At 58.1% G+C, this 24,289-nt stretch carries 21 protein-coding genes; 15 read left to right on the top strand and 6 right to left on the bottom strand.

What is annotated here, in order from left to right; translation table 11 throughout:
• Positions 1 to 6 precede the first annotated feature (6 nt).
• From KW841_RS07425 to KW841_RS07395, 7 genes are read left to right on the top strand one after another with little or no spacing between them, the layout of a single operon-like run.
• A complete protein-coding gene (locus KW841_RS07425) occupies positions 7 to 2,235 on the top strand; it encodes a polysaccharide biosynthesis tyrosine autokinase (protein WP_218474952.1) in 2,229 nt (742 codons plus the stop codon).
• A 40-nt stretch (positions 2,236 to 2,275) separates the two neighbouring features.
• Positions 2,276 to 3,358, top strand: a complete 1,083-nt coding sequence (locus KW841_RS07420) for a glycosyltransferase (RefSeq protein ID WP_116582086.1) — start codon at positions 2,276 to 2,278, stop codon at positions 3,356 to 3,358.
• Positions 3,359 to 3,373: 15 nt separating this feature from the next.
• The gene (locus tag KW841_RS07415; RefSeq protein WP_218474950.1) at positions 3,374 to 4,486 is read left to right on the top strand and encodes a polysaccharide pyruvyl transferase family protein; all 1,113 of its coding nucleotides are present in this window, start codon (positions 3,374 to 3,376) and stop codon (positions 4,484 to 4,486) included.
• Positions 4,483 to 5,712 carry a polysaccharide biosynthesis C-terminal domain-containing protein gene (locus tag KW841_RS07410; RefSeq protein ID WP_218474948.1) on the top strand — a complete coding sequence of 410 codons (1,230 nt, stop codon included), beginning with the start codon at positions 4,483 to 4,485 and terminating at the stop codon, positions 5,710 to 5,712. Before KW841_RS07415 ends, KW841_RS07410 begins: the two co-directional genes overlap by 4 nt.
• Complete coding sequence (locus KW841_RS07405; protein WP_116582083.1) at positions 5,703 to 6,806, top strand: hypothetical protein; 1,104 nt, start codon at positions 5,703 to 5,705, stop codon at positions 6,804 to 6,806. Before KW841_RS07410 ends, KW841_RS07405 begins: the two co-directional genes overlap by 10 nt.
• A 12-nt stretch (positions 6,807 to 6,818) precedes the next feature.
• Positions 6,819 to 7,856: an acyltransferase family protein gene (locus tag KW841_RS07400; protein WP_218474946.1), complete on the top strand. Its 1,038-nt coding sequence runs from the start codon at positions 6,819 to 6,821 to the stop codon at positions 7,854 to 7,856.
• 27 nt (positions 7,857 to 7,883) lie between these two features.
• Positions 7,884 to 9,050: an SGNH/GDSL hydrolase family protein gene (locus KW841_RS07395; protein WP_218474942.1), complete on the top strand. Its 1,167-nt coding sequence runs from the start codon at positions 7,884 to 7,886 to the stop codon at positions 9,048 to 9,050.
• A gap of 56 nt (positions 9,051 to 9,106) precedes the next feature.
• Here KW841_RS07395 and KW841_RS07390 read toward each other — a convergent pair whose 3' ends face one another.
• Both KW841_RS07390 and galU read right to left on the bottom strand, forming a co-directional pair.
• Positions 9,107 to 9,523, bottom strand: a complete 417-nt coding sequence (locus KW841_RS07390) for a mannose-1-phosphate guanylyltransferase (RefSeq protein ID WP_218474940.1) — start codon at positions 9,521 to 9,523, stop codon at positions 9,107 to 9,109.
• A 47-nt stretch (positions 9,524 to 9,570) separates the two neighbouring features.
• A complete protein-coding gene (galU, locus tag KW841_RS07385; RefSeq protein WP_102698711.1) occupies positions 9,571 to 10,404 on the bottom strand; it encodes a UTP--glucose-1-phosphate uridylyltransferase GalU in 834 nt (277 codons plus the stop codon).
• Between the two features lie 390 nt (positions 10,405 to 10,794).
• Here galU and galE point away from each other — a divergent pair, with 390 nt between their 5' ends.
• The 6 genes from galE to KW841_RS07355 all read left to right on the top strand — a co-directional run bounded on the left by galE (position 10,795) and on the right by KW841_RS07355 (position 16,998).
• Entirely contained in the window at positions 10,795 to 11,811 is a 1,017-nt protein-coding gene (galE, locus tag KW841_RS07380) for a UDP-glucose 4-epimerase GalE (RefSeq protein WP_217837708.1), read from the top strand.
• 231 nt (positions 11,812 to 12,042) lie between these two features.
• Positions 12,043 to 12,279 (top strand): hypothetical protein, encoded by a 237-nt coding sequence (locus KW841_RS07375; protein ID WP_102698709.1) that lies wholly within the window; start codon positions 12,043 to 12,045, stop codon positions 12,277 to 12,279.
• 144 nt (positions 12,280 to 12,423) lie between these two features.
• A complete protein-coding gene (locus KW841_RS07370; protein WP_116582078.1) occupies positions 12,424 to 13,485 on the top strand; it encodes a polysaccharide biosynthesis/export family protein in 1,062 nt (353 codons plus the stop codon).
• A gap of 14 nt (positions 13,486 to 13,499) precedes the next feature.
• The gene (locus KW841_RS07365) at positions 13,500 to 14,165 is read left to right on the top strand and encodes a YjbF family lipoprotein (protein ID WP_218474938.1); all 666 of its coding nucleotides are present in this window, start codon (positions 13,500 to 13,502) and stop codon (positions 14,163 to 14,165) included.
• Positions 14,165 to 14,923 (top strand): capsule biosynthesis GfcC family protein, encoded by a 759-nt coding sequence (locus KW841_RS07360; RefSeq protein WP_218474935.1) that lies wholly within the window; start codon positions 14,165 to 14,167, stop codon positions 14,921 to 14,923. The genes KW841_RS07365 and KW841_RS07360 overlap by 1 nt, the downstream gene beginning before the upstream one ends.
• Positions 14,920 to 16,998, top strand: coding sequence for a YjbH domain-containing protein (locus KW841_RS07355; RefSeq protein ID WP_218474933.1), 2,079 nt, complete (start codon positions 14,920 to 14,922; stop codon positions 16,996 to 16,998). Before KW841_RS07360 ends, KW841_RS07355 begins: the two co-directional genes overlap by 4 nt.
• Before the next feature lie 473 nt (positions 16,999 to 17,471).
• Here KW841_RS07355 and KW841_RS07350 read toward each other — a convergent pair whose 3' ends face one another.
• The 3 genes from KW841_RS07350 to KW841_RS07340 form a co-directional block, all read right to left on the bottom strand.
• On the bottom strand, positions 17,472 to 18,866 hold the full coding sequence (locus KW841_RS07350; protein ID WP_218474931.1) for an undecaprenyl-phosphate glucose phosphotransferase: 1,395 nt from the start codon (positions 18,864 to 18,866) through the stop codon (positions 17,472 to 17,474).
• A gap of 391 nt (positions 18,867 to 19,257) precedes the next feature.
• Positions 19,258 to 19,917: a winged helix-turn-helix domain-containing protein gene (locus tag KW841_RS07345; RefSeq protein ID WP_218474928.1), complete on the bottom strand. Its 660-nt coding sequence runs from the start codon at positions 19,915 to 19,917 to the stop codon at positions 19,258 to 19,260.
• 298 nt (positions 19,918 to 20,215) lie between these two features.
• A complete protein-coding gene (locus KW841_RS07340; RefSeq protein ID WP_218474925.1) occupies positions 20,216 to 20,956 on the bottom strand; it encodes a winged helix-turn-helix domain-containing protein in 741 nt (246 codons plus the stop codon).
• Positions 20,957 to 21,511: 555 nt separating this feature from the next.
• On the opposite strand from KW841_RS07340, the gene KW841_RS07335 reads away from it, so the two are divergent.
• Positions 21,512 to 22,345, top strand: coding sequence for an undecaprenyl-diphosphate phosphatase (locus tag KW841_RS07335; RefSeq protein ID WP_218474922.1), 834 nt, complete (start codon positions 21,512 to 21,514; stop codon positions 22,343 to 22,345).
• A 54-nt stretch (positions 22,346 to 22,399) separates the two neighbouring features.
• Here the strand turns inward: KW841_RS07335 and dusA are convergent, their stop codons facing one another.
• The gene (dusA, locus tag KW841_RS07330) at positions 22,400 to 23,395 is read right to left on the bottom strand and encodes a tRNA dihydrouridine(20/20a) synthase DusA (protein WP_218474920.1); all 996 of its coding nucleotides are present in this window, start codon (positions 23,393 to 23,395) and stop codon (positions 22,400 to 22,402) included.
• A 432-nt stretch (positions 23,396 to 23,827) separates the two neighbouring features.
• Here dusA and KW841_RS07325 point away from each other — a divergent pair, with 432 nt between their 5' ends.
• Positions 23,828 to 24,208 carry a DUF6124 family protein gene (locus KW841_RS07325; RefSeq protein ID WP_218474918.1) on the top strand — a complete coding sequence of 127 codons (381 nt, stop codon included), beginning with the start codon at positions 23,828 to 23,830 and terminating at the stop codon, positions 24,206 to 24,208.
• The last annotated feature ends 81 nt before the right edge of the window (positions 24,209 to 24,289 follow it).

Below are 24,289 nucleotides of genomic sequence, written 5' to 3'. Positions count from 1 at the left end.
AAACTTATGCAGTTACCGTCAGTAATCGGCACCCGTGACAACGATCAAGACAGCATTGATCTTCTCGGCATATTTGGCTCCCTGGTTGACCAGAAATGGTTGATCGGCGCGCTCACCGGTGCCTTCATGGCGACCGGCGTTGCCTATGCGGTTTTGGCAACGCCCGTGTACCTGGCGAACGCGCTGGTGCAGGTCGAACCGAAGAAGAACGACATGCTCGGGTTTTCCGATCTCAACAGCATGCTCGGCGGGCAATCGCCGTCGGTGACCGAAATCGGCATCATCAAGTCCCGCGCGGTGATCGGCAAAACGGTCGATGATCTGCGCCTTGATATCGACGTCACCCCCAACACCTTTCCGGTCATTGGCGGTTTTCTCGCCCGACGTTATCGCGGCGAGACCGAGTCCAGCGTTGCGGCGCCGCGCTTCGGCCTGAACAGCTACGCCTGGGGCGGTGAGCGCCTGGAAATCAACCGGCTGAATCTGCCGAAGGAGCTGCTGGGCAAGAAACTCACGCTGATTGCCGGTGAACAGCATCAATTCCAGTTGTTCGATGAAAACGACAACCTGCTGGTCGAAGGTGTCGCTGGCGAGGCGTTCGCGAAAGACGGTATAGAGGGGCAGATCGCTCAGTTGTCGGCGAACCCGGGCACCCGCTTCGAGGTGGTGCGCAATCCACGAATCGTGACCATCCAGAGTTACCAGGATGCGCTGGATATTGCCGAGCAAGGCAAGGAGTCGGGGATTATTCGTTTGGCCCTGGCCAGCACCGACGCCGCCGAGGCGGTGAAAATCCTCAATAAGATCGCTTCGTTGTATGTGCAGCAGAACGTGCAGCGCACGTCGGCGGAAGCGGCGCAGAGCCTGGCGTTCCTGCAAGGCCAGCTGCCGCAGGTCAAACGCGACCTGGCCAAGGCCAGCGATGCGCTCAACGGTTATCAGACCCGTGGCAAGACGGTCAACATTTCCCTCGAAACCCAATCGGTGCTGGAACAGGTCGTCAGTCTGGACACCCGTATCTCCGAACTGAAAATGCAACAGGCGGAGATGGATCGCAAGTTCACCAGGCAGCATCCGGCGTATCGCGCGCTGATGACCCAGATCGGCGAATTGACCCAGCAGCAGAAGGCGCTGGAGAGCAAAGCCCAAGACCTGCCTGCGACGCAACAGGAACTGTTGAACCTGACCCGCGATGTGGAAGTGGCGTCGCAGATCTACACGCAATTGCTGAACAAATCCCAGGAGCTGGACATCGTCCGGGCAGGGGCGGTGGGCAATGTGCGCTTGGTCGACTCCGCGGATGTCGACCTGACCAGCCCGGTCAAACCGAAAAAAGCCTTGATCGTTCTGATTGCAACCTTCCTCGGTGCCTTTTTCGGGGTCGCGCTGGTGTTGCTGCGCAAGTCCCTGAGCCGGGGCCTGGAAGGTCCGGAGGCCATCGAGCAACTCGGCTTGCCGGTGTACGCATCGATTCCATACAGCGCACTGCAACAGGAAGAAGACAGTAAAAAAGTTCGCGTCAAGGACGGGGCGGACAAGCCGGCTTACCTGTTGGCCCTGCGTAATCCGACGGACCTGTCCATCGAGTCGATCCGCAGTTTGCGCACCTGCCTGCACTTTGCCGGGCTGGATTCGACCAGCAACCGGATCATGATTTCCGGCCCGAGCCCGCAGGTCGGCAAGACCTTCGTCTCTTCCAACCTGGCGGCGGTCATGGCGCAGAGCGGGCAGCGAGTGGTGCTGATCGATGCCGACATGCGCAAAGGCCATCTGCACAAGACGCTGAACACTCCGATCGACAACGGTTTGTCGGACCTCTTGGTCAAGCGCTGCAGCCTCGAGCAGGCGATCCATAAAGTCGAAGTCGACAACCTGCATTTCATCAGTCGCGGGCAGGTCCCGCCCAATCCTTCCGAGCTGCTGATGCACGCCAACTTTCGTGAGCTGCTGGCGCAACTCAGCGAGCTGTATGACGTGGTGATCATCGACACGCCACCGCTGCTGGCGGTCACGGATGCGGCGATTGTCGGTCGCGAAGCGGGGATCAGCCTGATTGTCACGCGCTTCGGGGTGAACCCGGCCAAAGAGATCGAACTGACGATTCGGCGCTTCGCCCAGAACGGCATCGAGTTGAAGGGCGCCGTGTTCAACGGTGTCGAGAAGCGCGCGGCCAGCTACTACGGCAACGGCGGCTACGGCTATTACAACTACGAATACGCGTCCGACAAATCCTGAGTGTCAGCGGTTGTCCTTTCATGTTTGAAGTGGGTGAGTTGTGAAAAAAATACTGCACGTGGCAGAGACGATCAAAGGTGGCGTCGCGACGGTGATTCGCACGATTTCGGCTTCGCCCGAAGGCGACGCGGCAAACTATGAGCTGGTCTATCTGGTCCCGCAGGATCAGGAAAAGGAACTGCACGGGATTGCCGGGCAACAGATCCGCACCTTCGCCCGGACCGGACGCAATGTGCCGTCGTTGCTGCGCTTCGCCTGGCGCTTGACCCAGGTGATGCTCAAGGAAAAACCCGATGTCGTGCATTTGCACAGCACCTTTTCCGGGGTTATCGGGCGTTGCGTGTGCGTGCTGTTGCGACCTTGGCGCAAGCCGAAAGTCGTCTACTGCCCCCATGCCTTTTCGTTCCTGATGGAAAGTTCGCCGACCAAGCAGAAAGCCTACGCGTGGATCGAGCGGGTATTGCAGAAGGTCACTGACGTGATCATCTGCGTCAGTCAGTACGAGCTCGACAAAGCCGCGCGCTTCGGCATTCAGCGCAAACGCATGAAGCTGATCTACAACGGCATTCATCACAAGGATGACGCGCCGAAAGCCAGCAGCCCCGCGCCCATTCATCTGCTCTTTGTCGGCCGTCTCGACTATCAGAAAGGCTTCGACGTGTTGCTCAAGGCTTTCGCCAACGTCCAGCGCAGTGACCTGAAGCTGACGGTAGTCGGCAGTGCGGTCAACGAAGATTCGGTCGAGTGCCCACCGATGGACGGGGTTGAATACCTGCCATGGGTGACGCCGAGCGAAGTCCAGGCGCTGTACCGCAAAGCCGATGCGCTGATCGTCCCGAGTCGCTGGGAAGGCTTTGCCATGGTGCCGCTCGAGGGCATGGCCATGGGCTTGCCGGTGATTGCCAGCAACTGCACGTCGCTGCCCGAACTGGTCACTAACGAAGTGTCGGGCTACGTCTTCCCCAGCGGCGACCACCAGGCGCTGGCCGATGTGCTGACGAAAATCCAGAAACCGCGGTTGCTCGACCTTGGCAGCGAAGGACGCAGCATCGTCCGCGAGCGCTTCAGCGCCGCGTTGATGATTCGCCAGACCTATGACCTGTATCGCGCCCCCACTTTTTAAGTAGAACTCAAGCATATGAACGTAACGATTTTGCATGGCTACAGTGCGTCCAACTCCGGTGACGGCCTGCTCGTGGATCTGGCCATTGCCCTGGTGCAGCGAAACTTTGGTGACGACACCTCGATCAGTGTCGTGGCCTCCGATCCAGAGTCCTTCAGTTACTTGCCGCACCCGCGTTTTGACGCGCCGGTCATGGCGGCCAAGGGGCTGGGGCGGGTCAAGCAAGCGGTGTTCCTCAACCAGTCCTATGCCGGTCTCGCGGATCTGTTGAAGAAAACCGATTTGATCGTCGGCGTCGGTGGCGGCTACATGCGCTCCAAAAGCGCCTTCGAACACATCAAGTTGAAGCTGGGCCACGCCAAGCAACTGGAAACGGCGATCCTCAGCAAAGTGCCGTCGGTGTACCTGCCGCAAAGCATCGGGCCGTTCCACGGCGAGAGCAGCAAGATCGTCGAGCATTACGCCAGCGCCGATGCGGTGTTCGTGCGCGACAATCGCTCATCGGCGATTTTCGATGCCTGTGAAAATGTCTACCGCGCACCGGATCTGGCGGTCCAGTCATTGGCCAGCAAAATCCTCATGCAGCCCAAGTTCACCCGTTGCGCCTCATCGCCGGCAACGGTGTGCGTCGTGCTGCGCAAACCGCCAGAGTGGAGCAAGGAGAAGAAGGTCGCCTACGTGGCCAATCTGAAGTTGCTACTGCAGCGCTTGAAGAACAAAAGCAAAGTGGTTTGCGCGGTGCAGAGCGCCGTGCGCGGTAACGATGACGGTGCGTTCTATCGCGAACTGGGCATTACCGAAGACCTGCTGCCATTGAAAGCAACGTTGGCTAAATATCAGCCGGACCTGGTGATTTCCGTGCGCCTGCACGGCGCCATCGAATCGCTGCTGTCCGGCGTCCCGGCGTACCACATCAGCTATGAGCGCAAAGGTTTCGGCGCCTATCAGGACATGGGCGTTGAAGACTGGGTGATCAACGGTGGCGACATCAACGTCGACACCATCATCGACACGGTCTACGCACCGAATGCGCTGTCGAATTTCGGCCAGCGCCTGACCGATACCTGCCGCGAGATCGAGGCAAAAACCGTAGCCATGGACGACATCATCAAAGGTATCGTTCGATGATATTTCGGCTACTGCTTCGCGGCGGGGCATTGGGCGCGAAGTTTTTGCTGGTGCTGGCGATCACCCATTTCCTCGGTTATGAGGCGCTGGGTTTTTACGGCGTGGTGGTCGCTGCCTCGTTGATTGCGTCGAAGTTCTACAGCGTCGGCTTCAGTTCCGAAATCAATCGGCTGATCAGCGTCGGCGGCAGTTCGCGACGGGTTGTCGACAAGGTCCTGCTGCTGTACCTGGCCGTGGGGTTGTTGTTGTCTGTGGCGACGGTGCTGGTGTATTCGCTGTTCCAGGCAGTCGAGGCGACGACGGCGCTGATCCTCTGCGTGACCCTGGTTTTGCTCACCGAACACCTGTCGTTCGAAATCAACTCCTTCGTGTTTTCCGCGCAGAAAGCCACGGCCGGTGCGCTGCTGTTTTTCATCAAGACCGGCCTCTGGGCGCTGTTGGCCGTTGGCGGGATGATGCTTGGCTGGGTGTCCGGGGTCGCCAGTGTGCTGTGGTTGTGGGTGGCGGCCAACGTGCTGGTGATCGTGGCCGGCTACCTGATTGTGGTGAAGGTGCACAAAGGCCGGGTGAGCGGGACGCTGGCCACGGCAACCGTGTGGAAGGCCGGGCTGCCGTTCTATCTCGGCACAGGCTTGATCGCGTTGAGTCAGTACGCCGAACGCTTTCTGATCGTCGATCTGGAACCCTACGCCAGCCTCGGTAAATACGTGTACGCCTGGTCGGCGGCCAATACCTTGCAGGCGCTGTCCTATGCGGTGGTGGCGGTGGTCGGCATTCCAGTGCTCGCCAAGCGTTTTCAGGCTGATCAACAGCCGTTCACGGTCCGGCAACTGTTCGTGAACAAATGGGTCATGCGCTCGCTGCTGGTCTCCGCTGCGGTGGCGGTGCTGATTTATCTGTTCTTCAACGTTGTGCTCGATTACGTCGCCACGAGTGTTCCGCGTCCGGACAATGCGATCCTTGGCGTGCTGATTTTTTCCTTCGCGTTGCGCGCCATTGGCGACATCGTCTGGGGCGGGCTGATTGCCTCGAAGAACAGCCGGGTGTCACTGGCCAGTGCGGCGATCTGCATGTTGGTTTCGGTGCCGGTCAGCTACGTGCTGATCAAGCACTACTCGATCTACGGCGCTGCCTGGGGCAATGTCCTGGCGATCATCGTGCAGCTTGGCGTGATTGCCGTGTTGACCCGTGTGACCCGGCCGAAAGGGGCTTTGGCATGGGGTTGAAGCTGCCGTGCATCGAGTTTCGCGGCAAGAGACTCGATTCCTCGATTTCGTTCCTGATCCTCTTCACCGGGTTGTTTCTGTCGGTGGCCATGCCGCTGTTGGTCCCCCGCGATCCTGGCCCGGATGCCATGACCTTGTGGTCGTCCTACGCCCGTGCCGACAACTGCAATTTCTGGAACCCGTTCTCGCCGGACCGCTCTTCCTATGAGTGTTCGGCGTTTCTGCTGCGGCCCACCGGGATCAATCTAACCAATGCCTGGGCCTACGGCATGTTCTGCAATTTTTTCCTCACGGCGATTCCCGTGGTGGTCTTCCGGCGCATGCCGCTGGCGATTTTCGGCACGCTGTGTCTGTGGGGCATCGTTCGCTCATTTTTCCTGGAAAACCTGACCAAGGAAATCATTGTGTCGGTGGCGGTGTTGAGCATTTTGCTCAGCGCCCTGACGCGCAAATATCGCGGCGGCTTTTTCCTCTCGGCGGTGATCTACGGCGTGCTGATCCGACCCTACTGGATTCTGTTTTCACTGTCCTGGGTCGGCGTCTGCGTGATGAAGAAGTATGTCTCGCGCTTCACCTTCTTCCTGATGCTGTTCCTGTTCTACCTGGCGGTCGCCATGGCGATCCAGGTGGCACTCGGGTTTCCGGTGTCGTCGATTCGCGCCAGTAACAACGAACTGCGCACGGCGGGCGAGGAGGGCTCCAAGTCGTTGATCGTCTCGTGGCTCAGCGGCAGCGACTTTGTCTCGCAGGCACTGGACTCGATGATCATCTTCTTCCGGTTGTCGTTCCCGGTGGAGCTGATTCTGCTGTCGGGACCAGGGCAGGTGATCTTCGTGGCGTTGATGATCATGACCGCGTTGCTGCTGTTCAAAGTCATCACTTCGACCGATTACAAAGGCGCGCCGATCCAGACCAAACCCAAGGAACTGATCGCGATTCCGCTGGCATTTTTGCTGGTTCAAGGCCTGTTCGAGCCGGACTTCGGTTCCTTCGCCCGGCACTTCTCGATGGTGGTGCCGGTGCTGTTCGTGGGCCTGGGGTTGATGTTGCGGGCGAACAAGCCGGTGCAGGTTGAATCAAGAATTCTGAATTGAGGCAGGTGCTTTATGTCGAGCAAGAAAAAGTCCCTGGAGATCGAAACCCTGCGCGGCCTGGCGTGCCTGCTGCTGGTGCTCTATCACGTCATCGGCCCGTTGGGCGGCGGCTTGAAAATCGACCTGGGCTCGCCGTTCCGGGTGATCGCCGACTCGATGGTGTATGTGCGCATGCCGCTGTTCACCTTCATTTCCGGCTACATCTATTCCATCTACAAAATCCGTGGGAATGACTTTTCGGCGTTCTTCTCCGGCAAGGTGCGACGATTGATCGTGCCGCTGTTCTGCGTGGGCGTGCCGTTCTCCGTATTGCAGGCGGTGGGCCCGGGCGTGAACAAGGACGTCGGCGTGATCGATGCGTTGTTGTCGTTCTGGGTGCCGATCAACCACTTCTGGTTCTTGCAGGCGGTGTTCATCATTTTCATGTTCGTCGGCCTGCTGGAGTGGCGTGGCTGGCTGCGCTCGGCGACGCGCCTGTATCTGCTGTTTGCCTTTGCGGCGGTGCTGTTCTTGCTACCGCCGTTCAAGTTCGATGCGTTCGGCATCAACGGCGCGATCTACCTGCTACCGTTTTTTGTGGCGGGCATGATTGGCCAGGAAAATGTTGATGGATTGAAACAACGGTTCAAGGTGATCGGGCCGTTGGTGTTTGTGTTGATCTCGCTGACGCTGCTGTACGTGGCGGCGGTGGATCGCGAGTTGATCGTTGATCGCCGCAGCCTGATCGGTCTGACCGTGGGTTGCGTGTCCTGCATGGCGTTGCTGTCGAGTGACATGCGCTCGAAGTGGCTGACCTGGCTCGGCGGGTACTCCTACGCGATCTTCTTGTTCCATGTGTTGTTTGCCGCCACTTCGCGGTTTGTCCTGGGGCGGTTGGGCGTGAAGGACGAAAGCCTTCTGGTGTTCGGTGGCCTGACGTGTGGCTTGCTGGGGCCGGTGGTGCTATCTATGGTGTTCAGTCGATTCAACTTCACCTCCGTGCTGTTCCTGGGTGAGCGTGCGGCGGCGAAAAAACCGCCGGCAAACGTCGCCCCGGTGCCCCAGACCTGATGAGTGTCCGAGTGAAGGAAGAGATGCATGTTGGCAGTTGATGACGTCCAGCCTGTTGCGGCGTCAGTGGTCGAGGTCGGCGACGCTCGCGAACGGTTTGGCCAGTGGCGCGAAGGGAAGGGTGGGAAGGTCCTGTCCATCTCGGTGATCGGCGACAGCTACAGTGCCGGGCAGGATTTCTATCTGAACAAACTGGTGCAGCGGCTGGCCGGGGAGGCGGGTTTCGCCGGTCCCGGCTATGTCGGCTTCAACCACGGCGCTGCACTGGGCGGCACGCACTTCAAATACACCCGCAGCAGTGAGAAGTACTTCGGCGGTGACTGGCAAGTGTCCGCCCTCGGCCAGGCCAGCCCCGACAGTCGTACCCTTGCCGGTCGGCCCGGTGCCTGGCTGGAGATCGATGCCGATCCGACACCGACCATCAACACGGCTGTCACCCAGGCGAAATTGCTCTACCTCGGCAATGGCGAACCCAATGAGGTTCGCTACCGCTGGGCACCGTCGCAATCCTGGCAGCCATTGACGCTCGCAGGTTCAGGGGTTCAGGAAGTGCCACTGCCAGGCACATCGGTAGCGAAAGACTGGGCGTTTCGGCTGGAAGTGGTGAAAGGCGCGCCAACGCTCTTTGGGCTGTGGATGAGCAACCAACAGGACGGCGTGAGGGTGTCCAAACTCGCGGCGTCCGGCGCGGCGTCCGCTGACTTCTACCACAGCGATGGCCGTTGGCAGGCGCAGTGGAAGACGGTGGTGTCGAAGATTCCTGCCGACATCTACCTGATCATGCTGGGTGGCAACGATCAGGGTTTTGGCGTGAAACCCGAGCAGTACCTGAAGAACATCCAGGGCTTGGTGGGGATGGTCCGCGAGATTCAACCGGCGGCGAGCATCAACCTGATCCTGCGTCAGGACACCACACGTTCCAGTGCTTACCCGATGTCGGCCTATGCGCAAGTCCTGGAACCCTGGGCACGCAAGGAACACCTCGGTTACGCCAATCTGCAGTGTGCGTTCGGCACCGACTTCAAGCGCTATGCCGCCACCATGATCGGCCCGGACAAGATTCATCCGGTTCCGGCCACGGGTGGGCGAGTGATTGCCGATTACTTCTATCGTCTTATTGTCGGTGGCAATACCGGGGAATCAGCACAGGATACCTGTAGGAGCGAGCTTGCTCGCGATGGTCGTCAACGATAACGCGCGAATCCTGAAGAGCTGCGGTGTCATTGAGTTTTTCGCGAGCAAGCTCGCTCCTACAGGGCAGCCGATTCGAAGTGCTCCAGATGAGCGAGCAGCTCTGCGGTTTTAAGCGGCATCAGTTGCGTCGCACAACGGGTTTCCACGTTGATGATGATGGCCGGGTCGTTGCAGCAAATGCGCACCCTGAACCGCCAGTCGCTGAAAATCACTTTCAGTCCATCGCGGTCGTCGATTTCCAGCGCCTGCCCGCGGTAAAGCTTTTTCAGGTGGGCCAGGAGGGGATAAGGGTCGAGCATCGGCCGGCGGATGTCTCCGGAAGAGGGAAACATACCGATTCGCTCCACCAGCAGAGTGGGGCCGAGCCAGGATTCGTTGGCGCTCGGCAACCGCTGATGGCGTGACAACGAGGACATCACCCCGAGGTTGCCCACCTCCATTTCAATGTATGCCGAGAGCTGTGCAATGTTCATGGTTGGCCTGCCTGAATGAAGAGTGGGCGTCGGGTGTTGGAGCCGTCTTAGCGGCCCTTCAAGTAAACGTTCTCGTAGCAGAAGTTGGTCGCCTGCAGGTAACCCTCGGCATCGCCGCAATCGAAGCGCAAACCCTTGAACTTGTAGGCCAGCACACAGCCGTTCTGCGCCTGTTTCATCAGCGCGTCGGTGATCTGGATTTCCCCGCCTTTACCCGGTTCGGTGTCGGCGATCAGGTCGAAGATATCCGGCGTCAGAATGTAGCGACCGATGATCGCCAGGTTCGACGGGGCGTCCTGCGGGGCCGGTTTTTCCACCATGTTGTTGACCCGGTAAATCCCGTCGGAGATCGGCTCGCCGGCAATCACGCCGTACTTGTGGGTCTGGTCGCGGGGGACTTCCTGGATCGCCACGATCGAGCAGCGGAATTTCTTGTACAGCTCGATCATTTGCGTGAGGACGCCATCACCTTCCAGGTTCAGGCACAGGTCATCGGCCAGTACCACGGCGAAGGGTTCGTCGCCGATCAACGGACGGCCACTGAGAATCGCGTGGCCCAGGCCCTTCATTTCCACCTGGCGGGTGTAGGAGAAGGTGCAGGTGTCGATGAGCTCGCGGGTTCCGGCGAGGAACTTCTCTTTCTCGGTGCCGCGAATCTGGTGCTCCAGCTCATAGCTGATGTCGAAGTGGTCTTCCAGCGCGCGCTTGCCCCGACCGGTGACGATCGCCATGTGTTGCAGGCCGGCGTCCCGTGCTTCTTCGACGGCGTACTCGATCAATGGCTTGTTGACGATCGGCAGCATTTCCTTGGGCATGGCTTTGGTCGCCGGCAAGAAACGAGTGCCATAGCCGGCAGCGGGGAACAAACATTTACGAATCATAAAAGTATCCTGGACAGTCATGGAACACAGCCAACGGGTGCGCGCAATAACGAGTGATTGCAAGTTTCAATGATTATTGAAGGCTTACTTTAATACCTGAGACTGGCCACTAGTGGCAAATAGCAATGTGCGGATAACGCGACAATGTTATGAGATGTCGGGTTGATAGTTGTTAGTTATTTTTAGTCGGTATCTGTTGATAGTGGTGAGTGCGTCGGAATGCTAATAAGTATTCCGCAATACAGTTTGGCCTGAAAAAATATTTATTGCCAGTCGTTGAACTAATTTTGTTTTGGGTTGTTGTCGCTCTTATTTGTGTGGTTCAGCACACAGCTTTAACAAGAGGGGCTTGACACGCAACTTCGCACTTTTCCCACTATGGACCGCGCTATGAAAATTCTGGTAACGGGTGGAGCTGGATATATCGGTTCGCACACCACGCTCGCGCTGCTTGAGGCAGGCTATGAAGTTGTTGTGCTGGATAATCTTTGCAACAGCAGCGACGCGGCATTGCACGCGGTGGAAGCCATTTGCGGCAAGAGTGCGCTGATGATTCGCGGCGATGTGTGCGACCGGGCCTTGCTGGACCGGATTTTCCAGCAGCACGCCATCGATGCCGTCCTGCACTTTGCCGGTCTCAAGGCCGTGGGCGAGAGCGTGCGCAAGCCGCTAGAGTATTACGAGACCAACGTCAGCGGCAGCATCACGCTGTGTCAGGCGATGGCCGCTGCCGGGGTGTTTCGCCTGGTGTTCAGTTCATCGGCCACGGTATACGGCGAGCCGGAGCAGATGCCGATCCGCGAGGATTTCCCCACGGGCAACCCCACCAATCCCTACGGTCAATCCAAGCTGATCGTCGAAAATGTGCTGCGCGACCTGAGCCTGGCCGAACCGCGCTGGAGCATCGCGCTGTTGCGTTACTTCAACCCGATCGGCGCGCATGACAGCGGTCATCTGGGCGAAGACCCCAGTGGCATACCGAATAACCTGGTGCCCTACATCAGCCAGGTGGCGGTGGGCAGCCTGCAGGAGTTGTCGATCTTCGGCAACGATTACCCCACGGTCGACGGTACCGGGGTGCGCGACTACATCCACGTCGTGGACCTGGCGGACGGGCATCTGAAGGCCTTGCAGTCCATCGCCGGGCGCACTGGCATCCATACCTGGAACCTGGGCACGGGCGATGGCTACAGCGTGTTGCAAGTACTGCGAGCGTTTGAGCAGGCATGTGGCCAGCCGGTGCCCTATCGGATGATGCCGCGTCGCTCGGGTGATATCGCCGAGAGCTGGGCCGACCCTTCCAAGGCGCAGAAGGAACTGGGCTGGAAAGCCACGCGCAACTTGCAGGACATGGTCGTCGATACCTGGCGCTGGCAATCCAATCACCCCAAAGGCTACCTGGGATGATGGCGTTTTAGCCCAATGTTATTTCCGGTCAGGTTGTTAGATATCGTCGGGAAAATACACTGGCCATGCCTTTTGCAAGTCCGTAGATATAAACCTGCCGTTCGACTTTTATCAGTTGGGTAAGACTGTGAAAGAACAACGGATCTTGTTCGCATTTTTGCGGACTTGAACTCTACCACCTCTAACGTAATGCCCGATTTCTATCAGGTTGAATGTTAGAAAGGAGTTGATATGAAGAAAGCGATGGCAATTGCCCTGTTGACGATGTTGAGCAACTGGGCGTCCGCGGTAGAAGCGCCGCTTACAACTGCGACCAATGTATTGGGTAACGTGGCGGCGACTCAAGCCACTGCAGCCAGTACTGCAATGGTCGCCAGTGCTGTAGCGGCGTCCAACAGTGGTGGAAGTGCAAACGGCGGTACGACGGGTACGACAGGTACCACGGGTACAACCGGCACGCACAACTAACTGATACACCTGTTGGTGCAGTACAAGGTCGCCCGATGCAAATCGGGTGACTTTGTTTTTAGATTCGCCCTTGAATAGCGTAGTGCCATTATGACTCGTAGTTTTTCTCTTTTAATGTTGGCAAGCATCGCTTTACAAGGTTGCATGTTTTCCCCCGGCCAATACCTGAGCACCAGTGATATCACACGCCAGGGCGCCAGTGAGAGCAGCCGGGTCGAGCTCATTCCGATCACACCCAAGCTCATCTCCATGAACAGGGCCACGCAAAAGCGTGAGTCCGTGCCGGCGGAATTGCTGGCGGCCCCGGCCGAGTACCGCATCGGCAGTAACGATGTGCTGTACATCACGGTCTGGGACCACCCGGAGCTGACGGCACCCTCCGGCGCGCAACAGCAGATTGACGCCAACGGTCGCCTGGTACGTGCCGATGGCACGCTCTACTACCCGTTTATCAAAGAGGTCCAGGCGGCCGGTAAAACCGTCCAGCAACTGCGGGCGGACATCGAAGCCAGGCTGTCGGCCTTCATCGCGGAGCCGCAAGTGGATGTCGCCGTGTTGCGCTTTTCCAGCCAGAAAGTCGTGGTGACGGGCGCCGTTTCGAAGGCTGGTCCGCAAGCGATTTCCACCAATCCGCTCAGTGTGGTCGAGGCCCTTGGTTCAGCCGGTATCGATACGGCGAGCGCCGACTTGTCCGGACTGTTGCTGACGCGAAACGGGCGGGTCTATACGCTCAATCTCGACACGCTCAATCAGTCGGATTCCGAGTTGCAGAACGTCTATCTCAAGGGTGGCGACCAGTTGTATCTGCCGTACAACGACAAGAAGCGCATCTACGTCATGGGTGAGGTCAACCAGCCGCGCGCACTGAGCTTCAAGACCGCCACCATGAACCTGTCCGATGTGCTGGGCTCGGTCGGCGGCTTGAGTCAGACCACCTCCAACGGTAATGCCGTGTACGTGATCAGGGGTGTTGAAAACCTCGATGTGGAACCGGCGAAGGTCTACCAGTTGCAAGCCGAATCACCGACCGCCATGGCGCTGGCCACGCACTTTGAAGTACGTCCCCAGGACGTCGTCTACGTAGGTCCTGCCAACGTGACTCGCTGGAATCGCTTCATCAGCCAGTTGGTGCCGTCGGCATCGATTGTCGGTACGGGCGCTTCCGCGGCGAAGAACATGAGTGAAGTCAGCAGCAACAGCAATTAAGGCCGGGTCCGATCGTGAGAACGTTGAAAGTTGGCGTCTGCTTGATAGCGGCCTTGATGTTGTGTGGCTGTAACCCGCTGATGGTCGCTTCGTTGACCAACCTCAAATCCGCGGTGTCAGGGCCGGATGAGCTGGACGTGACGGCGGCCCAGGTGGCGGATGTCCGCTATCCCCAGCTCAAGCTGACCACACCGTCCGGTTCCGGCGTGCTGGCGCTGGTGCGTGAGCGCGACGACCTGCAGTTCTGGGTCGCGTCCGGCAAACAGGTTCTGCTCATGCGCGATGGCCTGGCGGTGCGCAGCATCGGCCTGGGCCTGGGCGGCGATCTGGACGGGACGCGCCTTGCTGACGTCTCGCCCTTCAAGCAAGGCCTCCACAAAGTGCCCGATGGCTACACCAGCCAGCGCTGGATCGATCTCTACCAGGGCCAGGAAGTCGGGGTGACCTTGAACAGTCGCTTCTCGCGCAAATCCATGGAAACCCTGGAAATCCTCAACAAGGAATACGCCGTGCTACGTGTCGATGAGCAGATTGACGCGCCGGCCATCGGCCTGCGTGCGACCAATCGTTACTGGGTCGACCCCGTTGACGGTTTCATTGTGCAGAGTGAGCAGCAACTGACCTCGCAACTGCGGGTCAAGATCGTGCAACTGACCCCTGACCGCAGGCATGCCCGGTGATGCGGGTCAGGGCTCTATCGGCGTGCCTGCTGTTGCTCACCAGCCTCAGCCATGGGGCGGTCACCGTCACCGGTGACGTGGCCAACCCGGGGCCGGTCGACCTGCCAGCGGGCGGGCGGTTGCTGGACGTGATCAACGTGGCCCAGCCCAATGCCGAGAGTTACTGGTTGGCGGGCGTATTGCTGCGTCAGTCCCTGGTCGAGCAACAGGCCCGGCTCAAGGCCGGGGTGCTGTTCGATCTGGATGTGTTGCAACGCATGGCCGTGCTTTTCGACAGGCCGAGCCGGGCTGCCCTGGCGGTGCGCTTGGCCGAGCAAGTCCGGCGCATGCCGGTCACCGGGCGCCAGGTGGCGGTTCTGGACCCGGTCGCCGTGGAAGTCGGGTTTGCCCGCAACATCCGCCTGGACGACGGCGATCGCCTCATCTACCCGATGCGGGTCGACGAAGTCGAGGTGCTCGGCGCTGTCGCCGAGTCGTGCCGGTTGACCTATCAGCCACTGCAAGAGGCCCGCGATTACCTGCAGGGTTGCACGCCGCTGGTCGATGCGGACGCCGATTACCTGTGGTTGATCCAGCCCAACGGCGTCACCCGGCGCGTGGGCATTGCGCACTGGAATCGTGAGAGCGGGCAGATACCTGTCGCCGGCAGCAGGATTCTGGTCCCGGTCAAAACCGATGACCTTGATCCGCCTGTCCCTGAACTGAATCAGCAGTTGGCCGAATTTATTGCCACGCAGCTGGCTGAGGTGGTTCGTTGAATTTACGTTTTGCAGCCGTATTGTTATTGCCGTGTGGTCTGGCTTATGCAGAACCACGCATTACCCAGAATGATTTCGGTGGCGCGGGCTTGTTGCAAACGCCGACGGCGCGCATGGCGCCGGCCGGTGAGTTGAGCCTGAATGCCAACCGCACCGACCCCTATAGTCGCTACAGCGTTTCACTTCAGCCGCTTGAGTGGCTGGAAGGTTCGTTTCGCTACACCGCGATCACCAACCGCCCTTACGGCCCCGAATCGTTGAGCGGCAACCAGAGCTATAAGGACAAGGCGGTCGACCTCAAGGCCCGCCTGTGGGAAGAAACCCATTGGGCGCCCGAGGTGGCCTTGGGTTTCCGGGACATCGGTGGTACAGGCCTGTTCTCCAGTGAGTTCGTGGTGGCCAACAAGCGCTACGACAATTTTGATTTCAGTGCCGGTATTGCCTGGGGCTACCTGGGCAACCGCGGCGACTTCGAAAACCCGCTGGGCTACCTCAGTGATCGATTCAAGACACGGCCAAACAACGAAGGCACCGGTGATGTCAACGCCGGGGCTTATTTTCGCGGTAGTCCTTCCTTTTTCGGCGGCGTGAGCTACCAGACACCCTGGGATCGGCTCAGCCTGAAACTCGAGTACGAAGGCAACGATTACAAGCACGAGCCGAAGGACAACGTGATCAAGCAGGACACGCCGATCAACCTTGGCGCGGTGTTCAAGCTGACTGACTCGATCGACGTCAGCGCGGCCTGGGAGCGCGGCAACACGGCGATGTTCGGCGTCACCTTTCACACCAACTTCGCCAGCCGCAAGGCGCCGGCCAAGACGTTCGATCCGCCGGCTGAACCCTTGCCGGCGAAGGCGCCGAGCACCGGGATGGATCAGGTCGACTGGGCCGATGTGTCCCGGCGCCTGCAGCAAAATGCCGGGTACAAGGTCGAGCGCATCAGCCAGCGCGATTCCGAATTGTTCGTGTACGGCGAGCAGCAGCGCTACTTCCATTCGGCCAAGGCCGTAGGGCGCGCGAGCCGCATTCTGGACAACAGCGTCAACGACGATATCGACTGGTTCACCGTGGTGAACAAGCGCTACGGCCTGCCGCTTGAAGAAACCAGCGTGCCTCGGCAAACCTTCCGCGAAGTGATCAACAACGAGGAGCCGCTGCAATCGCTGCACCGCACCACCGAGATCAACCCGGCGATGCCGCACAACGAGAAAACCCTCTACACCGAAGCGATGCAGCCATTCGCTTATGGTGTCGGGCTGGGCTTCAAGCAGAACGTCGGCGGCCCCGATGGCTTGCTCTATCAGTTCAGCGCCGACGCGGACGCCGAGTACCGCTTCAACCGCAACACCTGGTGGAGTGGCTTGCTCAGTGCCAACCTGATCAACAACTTCGACAAGTTCACCTATGACGCACCCAGTGGCTTGCCCCGCGTGCGCACGGACTTGCGCCAGTACATGACCACGTCCGATGTCACCATGCCGTTGTTCCAGGTCAGCCATGCCGAGCAGTTGGACAAGGACCTGTATGGCATGGTCTACGGTGGCTACCTGGAGTCGATGTTTGCCGGCGTCGGGGGCGAGGTGCTGTTCCGTCCGACCGGCGAGCGCTGGTCGGTGGGCGCGGACCTGAACTACGTCCGCCAGCGGGAGTTCGACCAGGGGTTTGGCTTGCGTGATTATTCAGTGGTGACCGGCCACATCACCGGCTACACCGACTTGCCCTACGATACGCTGGCAGCCGTCAGCGTCGGGCGGTACCTGGCGGGTGACTGGGGCGGCACACTGGATATCTCGCGGGAGTTTTCCAACGGCGTACGGTTTGGCGCCTGGGCAACGATCACCACTGCCACCGGTGCTGAATATGGCGAAGGTAGTTTCGACAAAGGCATCTATCTGTCCATTCCGTTCGACGAACTGATGAGCATGTCGACCATGCGCCGCGCCAACCTCGTCTGGTCGCCACTGACCCGGGACGGCGGTGCACGGCTCAATCGCAGCTTCCAGCTGCACTCCATGACCGACAGCCGCGACGACGACATGTTCTATCGCAACTTCGAGAAGATCACCGAGTAACCTGTGGGAGCGAGCTTGCTCGCGATGGTGTCGGCATAGCCAGCATCCATATTGCCTGACCCGACGCCATCGCAGGCAAGCCGCGCTCCCACAGGGGGCTATTGGTGACTCGGAAATCTGGCTACACACCCGATTCCTGTGGGAGCGAGCTTGCTCGCGATGGCGTCGGCACATCCAGCATCCATGTTGGCTGATCCGACGCTATCGCGGGCAAGCCCGCTCCCACAGTAGTTACTTGGCGACCCGTATATCCAGGCACACCGCCAATCCCCTGTGGGAGCGAGCTTGCTCGCGATGGCGTCGGCACATCCAGCATCCATGTTGGCTGACCCGACGCTTTCGCGAGCAGGCTCCCACAGGGGGGGGCTTTTTGGTGAACCGGAGATCCGGGCAGCCGCCCAACTCCCGAATCACAGCCACAAAAAAGGGGACTTGCGTCCCCTTGCGGTGTTGCCTTGTGCAGCCCTAAACCATCAATAGATGTCTTTCGACAACAAGGTGAACGGCGTCTTCACCAGAATCTTCAGGTCCAGCCACAACGACCAGTTGTTGATGTACTTGAGGTCGATCTCGACACGCTTCTGCATCTTGTCGATGGTGTCCGTCTCGCCACGGCAACCATTGATTTGCGCCAGGCCCGTAATGCCCGGTTTGATTCGATGGCGTGCCATGTAGGCGAGAATTTTCCCGGAGTAGTAATTGTTGTGTGCGATGGCGTGAGGGCGAGGGCCGACCAGTGCCATGTGTCCTTGCAGCACGTTGAACAGTTGCGGCAACTCGTCCAGCGAAGTGCGGCGGATGAAGCGTCCGACGGCGGTGATGCGCGAGTCGTTACGGCTGGCCTGCTTGACCTCATGATCGTCGTGCACCCGCATGGAGCGGAACTTCCACACCTGGATCACCTTGCCGTTCCAGCCATGGCGGTCCTGCTTGAAGAACACCGGGCCGGGCGAATTGAGTTTGACGGCCAGTGCAATGAGCAGCAACACCGGGCTCAGCAGGATAATGGCCAGCAGGGCCACGCTTTTTTCCGCGAGGCTTTTACTCAGCGCGGCAGTGGGCCGGCTGGTCAGCGGACTTTCGTTCAGGTAGATCGCCGGCAAGCCGTCCACGACTTTCACCGAGTGATTGAGCAGCGTCAGGCTGTTCAAGTCCGGCACCCAGACCACGTCAACGTTGGCATCCAGCAAATCGACGTACATGGCTTCGATTTGTGCCGCTTCCGACAGGGGCAGCGTGATGTACAAACGACGGATGTCATGGGTCTTGATCAGATCCAGCAGGTCTTCCTGGTCGCCGACGATGCGGGGTGCGCCGGGTTCCAGGGAGGGAAGGGTGCCGTTGCTGACCAGGCCCACCAATGGCAGGTTCTCGAGGTCGCTCAGCTTGTTCGCCAATCCCAGTGCCAGTTCACCGGTGCCGACGATCAGGGTTTTATGCTCGCTTTTGCGTGACCGCTGGTAGAACTTCGAAAACGCATGCAGCGGCGCATACAGCAACGCCTGTCCGAGGAAACCGTACACCGCCCAACCCAGGATGACTTGTCGGGAAAACAACTCATCGGCCTTGCAGATAAACGCGATGCAGGCCAGCGCCGCCATCGTCATGGACCAGCCCATGAACAGGCGCCCGAGCCCTGACAGATAGTTGTCTCTTTTGCGGTACACACCGCTGAACGTATAAGCCGGAACCGAGGCCAGGACGGCGAGCGTTGCGCACATCCGGTAATAGAACTCGACCGATCCGGTGTGCCGTTCAGCAAGTATGAACAACAGAGAAACTACAAAGCCCTGTGCCAGCGCCCATTGTCCCCAAAAGGTAAGTCCCTTGAGGCCAGTGTTTCGATTGATACTAAGAGTAAGATCCATACCATATCCCCAAAAGACGTCCATTCAGGTTTCGACAGTTGAAATCCGAGTTGTTAAGCAGACTTGTTATTGTTGTTAGAGTGAGTGTCCTGAGGTAACAACGTCGATATGCCGAACTGTCGTCAGTCAATAGACTAAGTTATTGGCGGAGATACTGTCTGACGAGTTCTAACAAGATGGCCAAGTGCCAACTATCAGGATTGTAGAAAAGATCGAGCGTTAGAAAAGGTCGAATGGAAGAGGGTGAATAATTAGAGCGGTCTTTGGTATTGTAGGAGGGGTGGGGATAAGAGGATTTTGCCAGCGCGGAGGTTGAAACCAAACAGAGTGCTTTTTTTATTGTTGTAGTCGCACTGTTTCTGTTTGTTTTAATTGCTAAAGGTTGAGGTGTTTACGCCACGACTTCCTGGATCAGGCAATAGCCACGATTTCTGACTGCGCGAAACAGTCGTTCACCCTTACTGGCCAATTTGAATTTGTCTTGCAACCGGCTCAGGCACATTTCCAGGCCGCGATACTGCTCCGGCTCCCTGCCGATGCTGAGGATCAATTCGTCGCGACTGACGACGCGCTCTTCATGGTGCAGCATCTTCTTTACCAGCGCGGCTTCCAATCCGGTCAGGCTGATCTCGACGCCCTCTTTTGCCAATACGCTTTGATCCTTGTCGAGTTGCCAGGCTTCGCTGTAAGGCGTGTCGCCCTCTATTGTTCGCGAGATATCGTTGGCTGCCCCGGCAGTTGCCGGCATGCTGTGGAATGGATTCGTCGATTGCGCTGCCAGCCATTCGGATTCCAGAGTGGCCAATAGTCGCTGTGTATCGTGTTCGATACTGCGCGCAACGTTTTTCCTTGAAACGTTGGGGTAGCTGAACTCCATCAGCACGGGAGCGGAAGAGGGCGAAGCAACACCTTCAACAAACATTTGTGCCTGGGAGGTGCCAAACGAGTTGAAACGCTCACTGGACAGGATGGTCTCAAGTTCACGCTGCGACGTAGTGCTGTGGGTCACGACGACAAAGTATTTCCTTGGGAGGGTTGTACTAGTTTCCATGTCTCTCTCCTGAAGTACACACCAAATTTGGCGAAAAAAGATGATCGGCAGGGGAGTAAAGACTCCCTTGGAAGTAATCGAAAGGCAGGGTCTGGGCCCAAAATTGGCCCTCGATAGGTTCCACTCGATCTACAGCTGCAGAATAAACTCTTATTGTTATGGTCCGATGTTGCCTCGGTGATTGAATCGATAAGTGACGTCAGTATGAAATACAAAAAAAACGATGAAGTCGAGACCTTTGTATCGTTGAGGAGAATCGCCTGTTGAATTGATATTAAAGCGCCATCCCTGCTATTCGTCAGGGGGTCGAGATCAGCCCCCTCATCAACCGGTATCCATGCCCCCGGATGCTCTGGATGGCGTTTGTACCGTACATGTCCTTGATTTTTCCACGAAGGCGACTGATCGATTTTTCCAGCGCCCTGGGGTCATAAAAGTTGGTGTTGAGCCCCATGATATTGGCGATTTGATCGTGGCTTAGTATGTGGTTACTGGTTTGCGCAAAGGCTTCCAGGATCTTCATTTCTGCAAAGGAAATGTCCAGCTTCTTGCTGGTGCCCAGTAGACAAATACGGGTGGGGTCCAATATCAAATTGATATCTCTTTGCCATTCTTCACTGCTGAAGAACTCGGCGAGCAACTCAGAGCTTTCTTCGGAAAGGGTATTGAACTTGATACAGTAGTCGGCCCCCGCAAGATAGTACTTGATCTTGTTGTAGTTGCCACGGCCCGTGATCACTGCGCAAATGATGGGTTTCAAGTTGCCGGCGCGCAGGTTTTCCACTAGCGCGAGGCTTTCCTCGAGGGCCTGGGGGCTGTCGATGATGATGAAGATGGCGCGGTACGAACCAGAGCGTTCATTCTTCTTGAATGAACTAGTGTAGGCGTTGGCCTCTAGTGCCATATCGGTCCGCACATGCCTTGCGACTAGCGCTCTAAAATGTTCAGCCACGCCACGGGTACGACCCAGAGTGAGAACTCCGGGTTCATCGTTAGTCTGGCGCAGGCTTCTAGTCGCTAAGTTCCCTGTAAGCATCATGCATTGACTCGAATAGGTGCTGACATCGGGATGTTAAAGCACCGGTTCTCATCTGTGACTGACAATTGGTAACATTTACGCCAATTTTAGACGTGGCTCCCGAGTTTTCTAACAATAGTTAAGCTTTTCAAGCTTTTAGTTGATTTTCTCGGCGGGCTGAACTAGTGAGATTTCGACCTTAGATGGTGGCAATATGGAATTGTGCCACTATTTTGAAACGATGGCGATTTATTTTTATGTCCTTTTGCCACTGTTTGGCCCACTAAGTGCCACCATTCATGCCCGGGTGCTGAATCCAGTAAGAACACAAATACTGTGAGAACGATCACACTTTATTGAGTGGCGAGACTTTTTTCTACTAATTACCTAAATATTTACCGAGCTGTTCGTACTCGGACGATTATTAACATGGCTTGAGTGTGTCTTTTGATAAGACATATTCTCCCTCGCTACATCAGGTAATGGGTGTGGATGTCTCGATTGTTTTGCTTGAGCTACTCAATATCTGAGTGCAGTTGACGGATCGTTCCCAAAGAACGGTCTGACGGAGGATGGATGGATTTCTGGACCCTTTTCAAAGTGTTGATCCTGGGCGCGGTAGAGGGCCTGACTGAGTTCTTGCCCATCTCCAGTACGGGCCACCAGATAATTGTTGCGGACTTGCTGGAGTTTGGCGGTGAACGCGCCATGGCGTTCAATATCATTATTCAACTGGGTGCCATTCTTGCCGTAGTCTGGGAGTTTCGTCGCAAGATTACAGAGATCGTCAAAGGACTGCCGACCCAACGCAACGCACAACGCTTCACCCTGAACGTGCTGATCGGCTTTCTTCCGGCCGTCGTTCTGGGTGTCTTGTTCGCCGACCAGATTCATCACTACCTGTTCAACCCGATCACCGTGGCAGTCGCATTGGTCGTAGGCGGCATTGTCATGTTGTGGGCGGAGCAGAGGGACCACGTGGTGCACGTCGACCATGTCGACGACATGCGCTGGCCGGATGCGTTGAAGGTAGGCTTCGCGCAATGCCTGGCGATGATCCCGGGCACTTCCCGTTCCGGATCGACCATTATCGGCGGGTTGCTGTTTGGCTTGTCGCGCAAGGCCGCCACCGAGTACTCGTTCTTCCTGGCGATGCCCACCATGGTCGGTGCGGCGGTGTATTCAGGCTACAAGTACCGGGAGCTGTTCCAGGCCGGCGACCTGGCGGTTTTCGCCCTGGGCTTCGTCACAGCGTTCTTTTTCGCCATGATCGCCGTGCGCGGCTTGCTCAAGTTCATTGCGAACCACAGCTATGCCGCCTTCGCGTGGTACCGGATTGTGTTCGGATTGTTGATCCTGGCGACCTGGACATTCGGATGGGTGAACTGGACGGCGGCGGCCGCCAGCTGACAGGCGAGCCAGGCGGATCAAACCGCCTGGCTTAATGGCGAGAACAACCGCGCATCAACGCCCTTCAAGCAACCCGGCCGCTTGATCCAGCAAGGCCAGGGGCTCCTTGGCCTTGTGAATATCCACCGACAACAACTGCCGAAACTTGCGCGCCCCGGGGAACCCGGTGCCCAGCCCCAATACATGCCGCGTGATGTGGTGCATCGAACCGCCGGCATCGATGTGCGCCGCGATATACGGCCGCAACTGCGCCAGTGCTTCGGCACGGGTGATCACCGGCGCCGTACTGCCGAACAGCTGCTGATCCACCTCGGCCATCACATAAGGGTTGTGATACGCCTCGCGGCCCAGCATCACGCCGTCGAACGTCTGCAAATGCTCGTGGCAGGCCTCCAGGGTCTTGATGCCGCCGTTGAGAATGATCTCCAGCTCAGGAAAATCCGCCTTCAACCGCGCCGCCACGTCATAACGCAGGGGCGGGATGTCACGGTTCTCCTTCGGCGACAACCCCTCCAGAATCGCAATCCGCGCGTGCACGGTAAAACTGGTGCACCCGGCATCCCGCACCGTGCCGACGAAATCACACAACTGATCGTAACTGTCCCGGCCATTGATCCCGATGCGGTGCTTGACCGTCACCGGAATCGACACCGCATCCCGCATCGCCTTCACACAATCGGCCACCAACTGCGGATGCCCCATCAGGCACGCGCCGATCATGTTGTTCTGCACCCGATCGCTCGGGCAGCCGACATTCAGGTTCACCTCGTCGTAACCATGCTCCTGCGCCATGCGCGCACACGCCGCCAGGTCCAGCGGCACACTGCCGCCAAGCTGCAGGGCCAGCGGATGCTCAGCCTCGTTGTGGCGCAGAAAACGCTCGTGATCGCCGTTGAGCAGGGCACCGGTGGTGACCATTTCGGTGTAGAGCAGGGCATTTTTCGACAGCAGGCGCAGGAAGAAGCGGCAGTGGCGGTCGGTCCAGTCCATCATGGGCGCGACGGAGAAACGGCGGGAGAGCGGGGCGGGTGAAGCGTTGGCTGCGGACATTGGCAATCTGGAATCGGTGAGGCTGGGAGGTGGGGGAGTTTATCAGGAATGGGATGACGGGGCTCAGGAGTCCGAATACCGGCAATCAGGTCTGTTTAATTCAGCACGAAAATGTCGGAGATTTCCCGCAACACACGTCCCCATCGCCCACATTGCACTCCCTCAGCCAGCCGGATAGCCTTTTTTGCGTCGCTGCACCTTCAGCGACAAGGGTGTGGAAGCCCTTCACAAGATCTGGGCGCACAGGCGCCACCTGAATTTAGGCAGGCGCTTTTTTCATGTCTGCTGTTAAATTATGGCGGCTGTGCGCGGGGCACTTTCGGGTGCGCCGGGTTCCTAGATCCCCGGTCTTCCACACCTGCGCACAGCTGCCACCCCATCATGTGGAAGTGATGCTGGCAGTTCCTTTATTCAATTCTAGGAACGACAACAATGAAAAAAATCACGCCTGATCCTCCGGTTGCTTCAGCAGCTTGCGACTCACCTGATCTCGACCAGCTATCCGAAGCCAGCCATCGCATCGTCAGTAAACGCCTGCGCAACCCCAATCACGCCGACCCCATCTGCCACGTCTTTACCATCCTTCCCGACGTCGACACCGAAACCTTGCTGTGCCACGCCTGCGAAACCCTCGCGTCGCTGAACGTCCTCACGACCGATCTGGCCTGCAAGCTCGAAGGCTCGCCACGCAGTCTGGCGCTGTCGATTCAGCAGTTGGCGGTGGTGGGGGAGTTGTTGGTGAATCGGGCGTTGGATAATGTTGATCCCCAAGGTAATTGGGATGACAGATCTCCAGGTGCGCACGGTTCCTGAACCAACGCTGACTTGCCGAAAAGTTTCATGATGTTTCGTTGATGTGAGGCATAGGATGACCGCCAAAGGTCATGTCCCCGC

Origin of the sequence: Pseudomonas sp. PDM28 (assembly GCF_019219115.1) — a bacterium.
In the GTDB taxonomy this organism is placed as follows: domain Bacteria; phylum Pseudomonadota; class Gammaproteobacteria; order Pseudomonadales; family Pseudomonadaceae; genus Aquipseudomonas; species Aquipseudomonas laurylsulfatiphila.
This window is presented reverse-complemented; position numbering and strand designations above follow the sequence as displayed.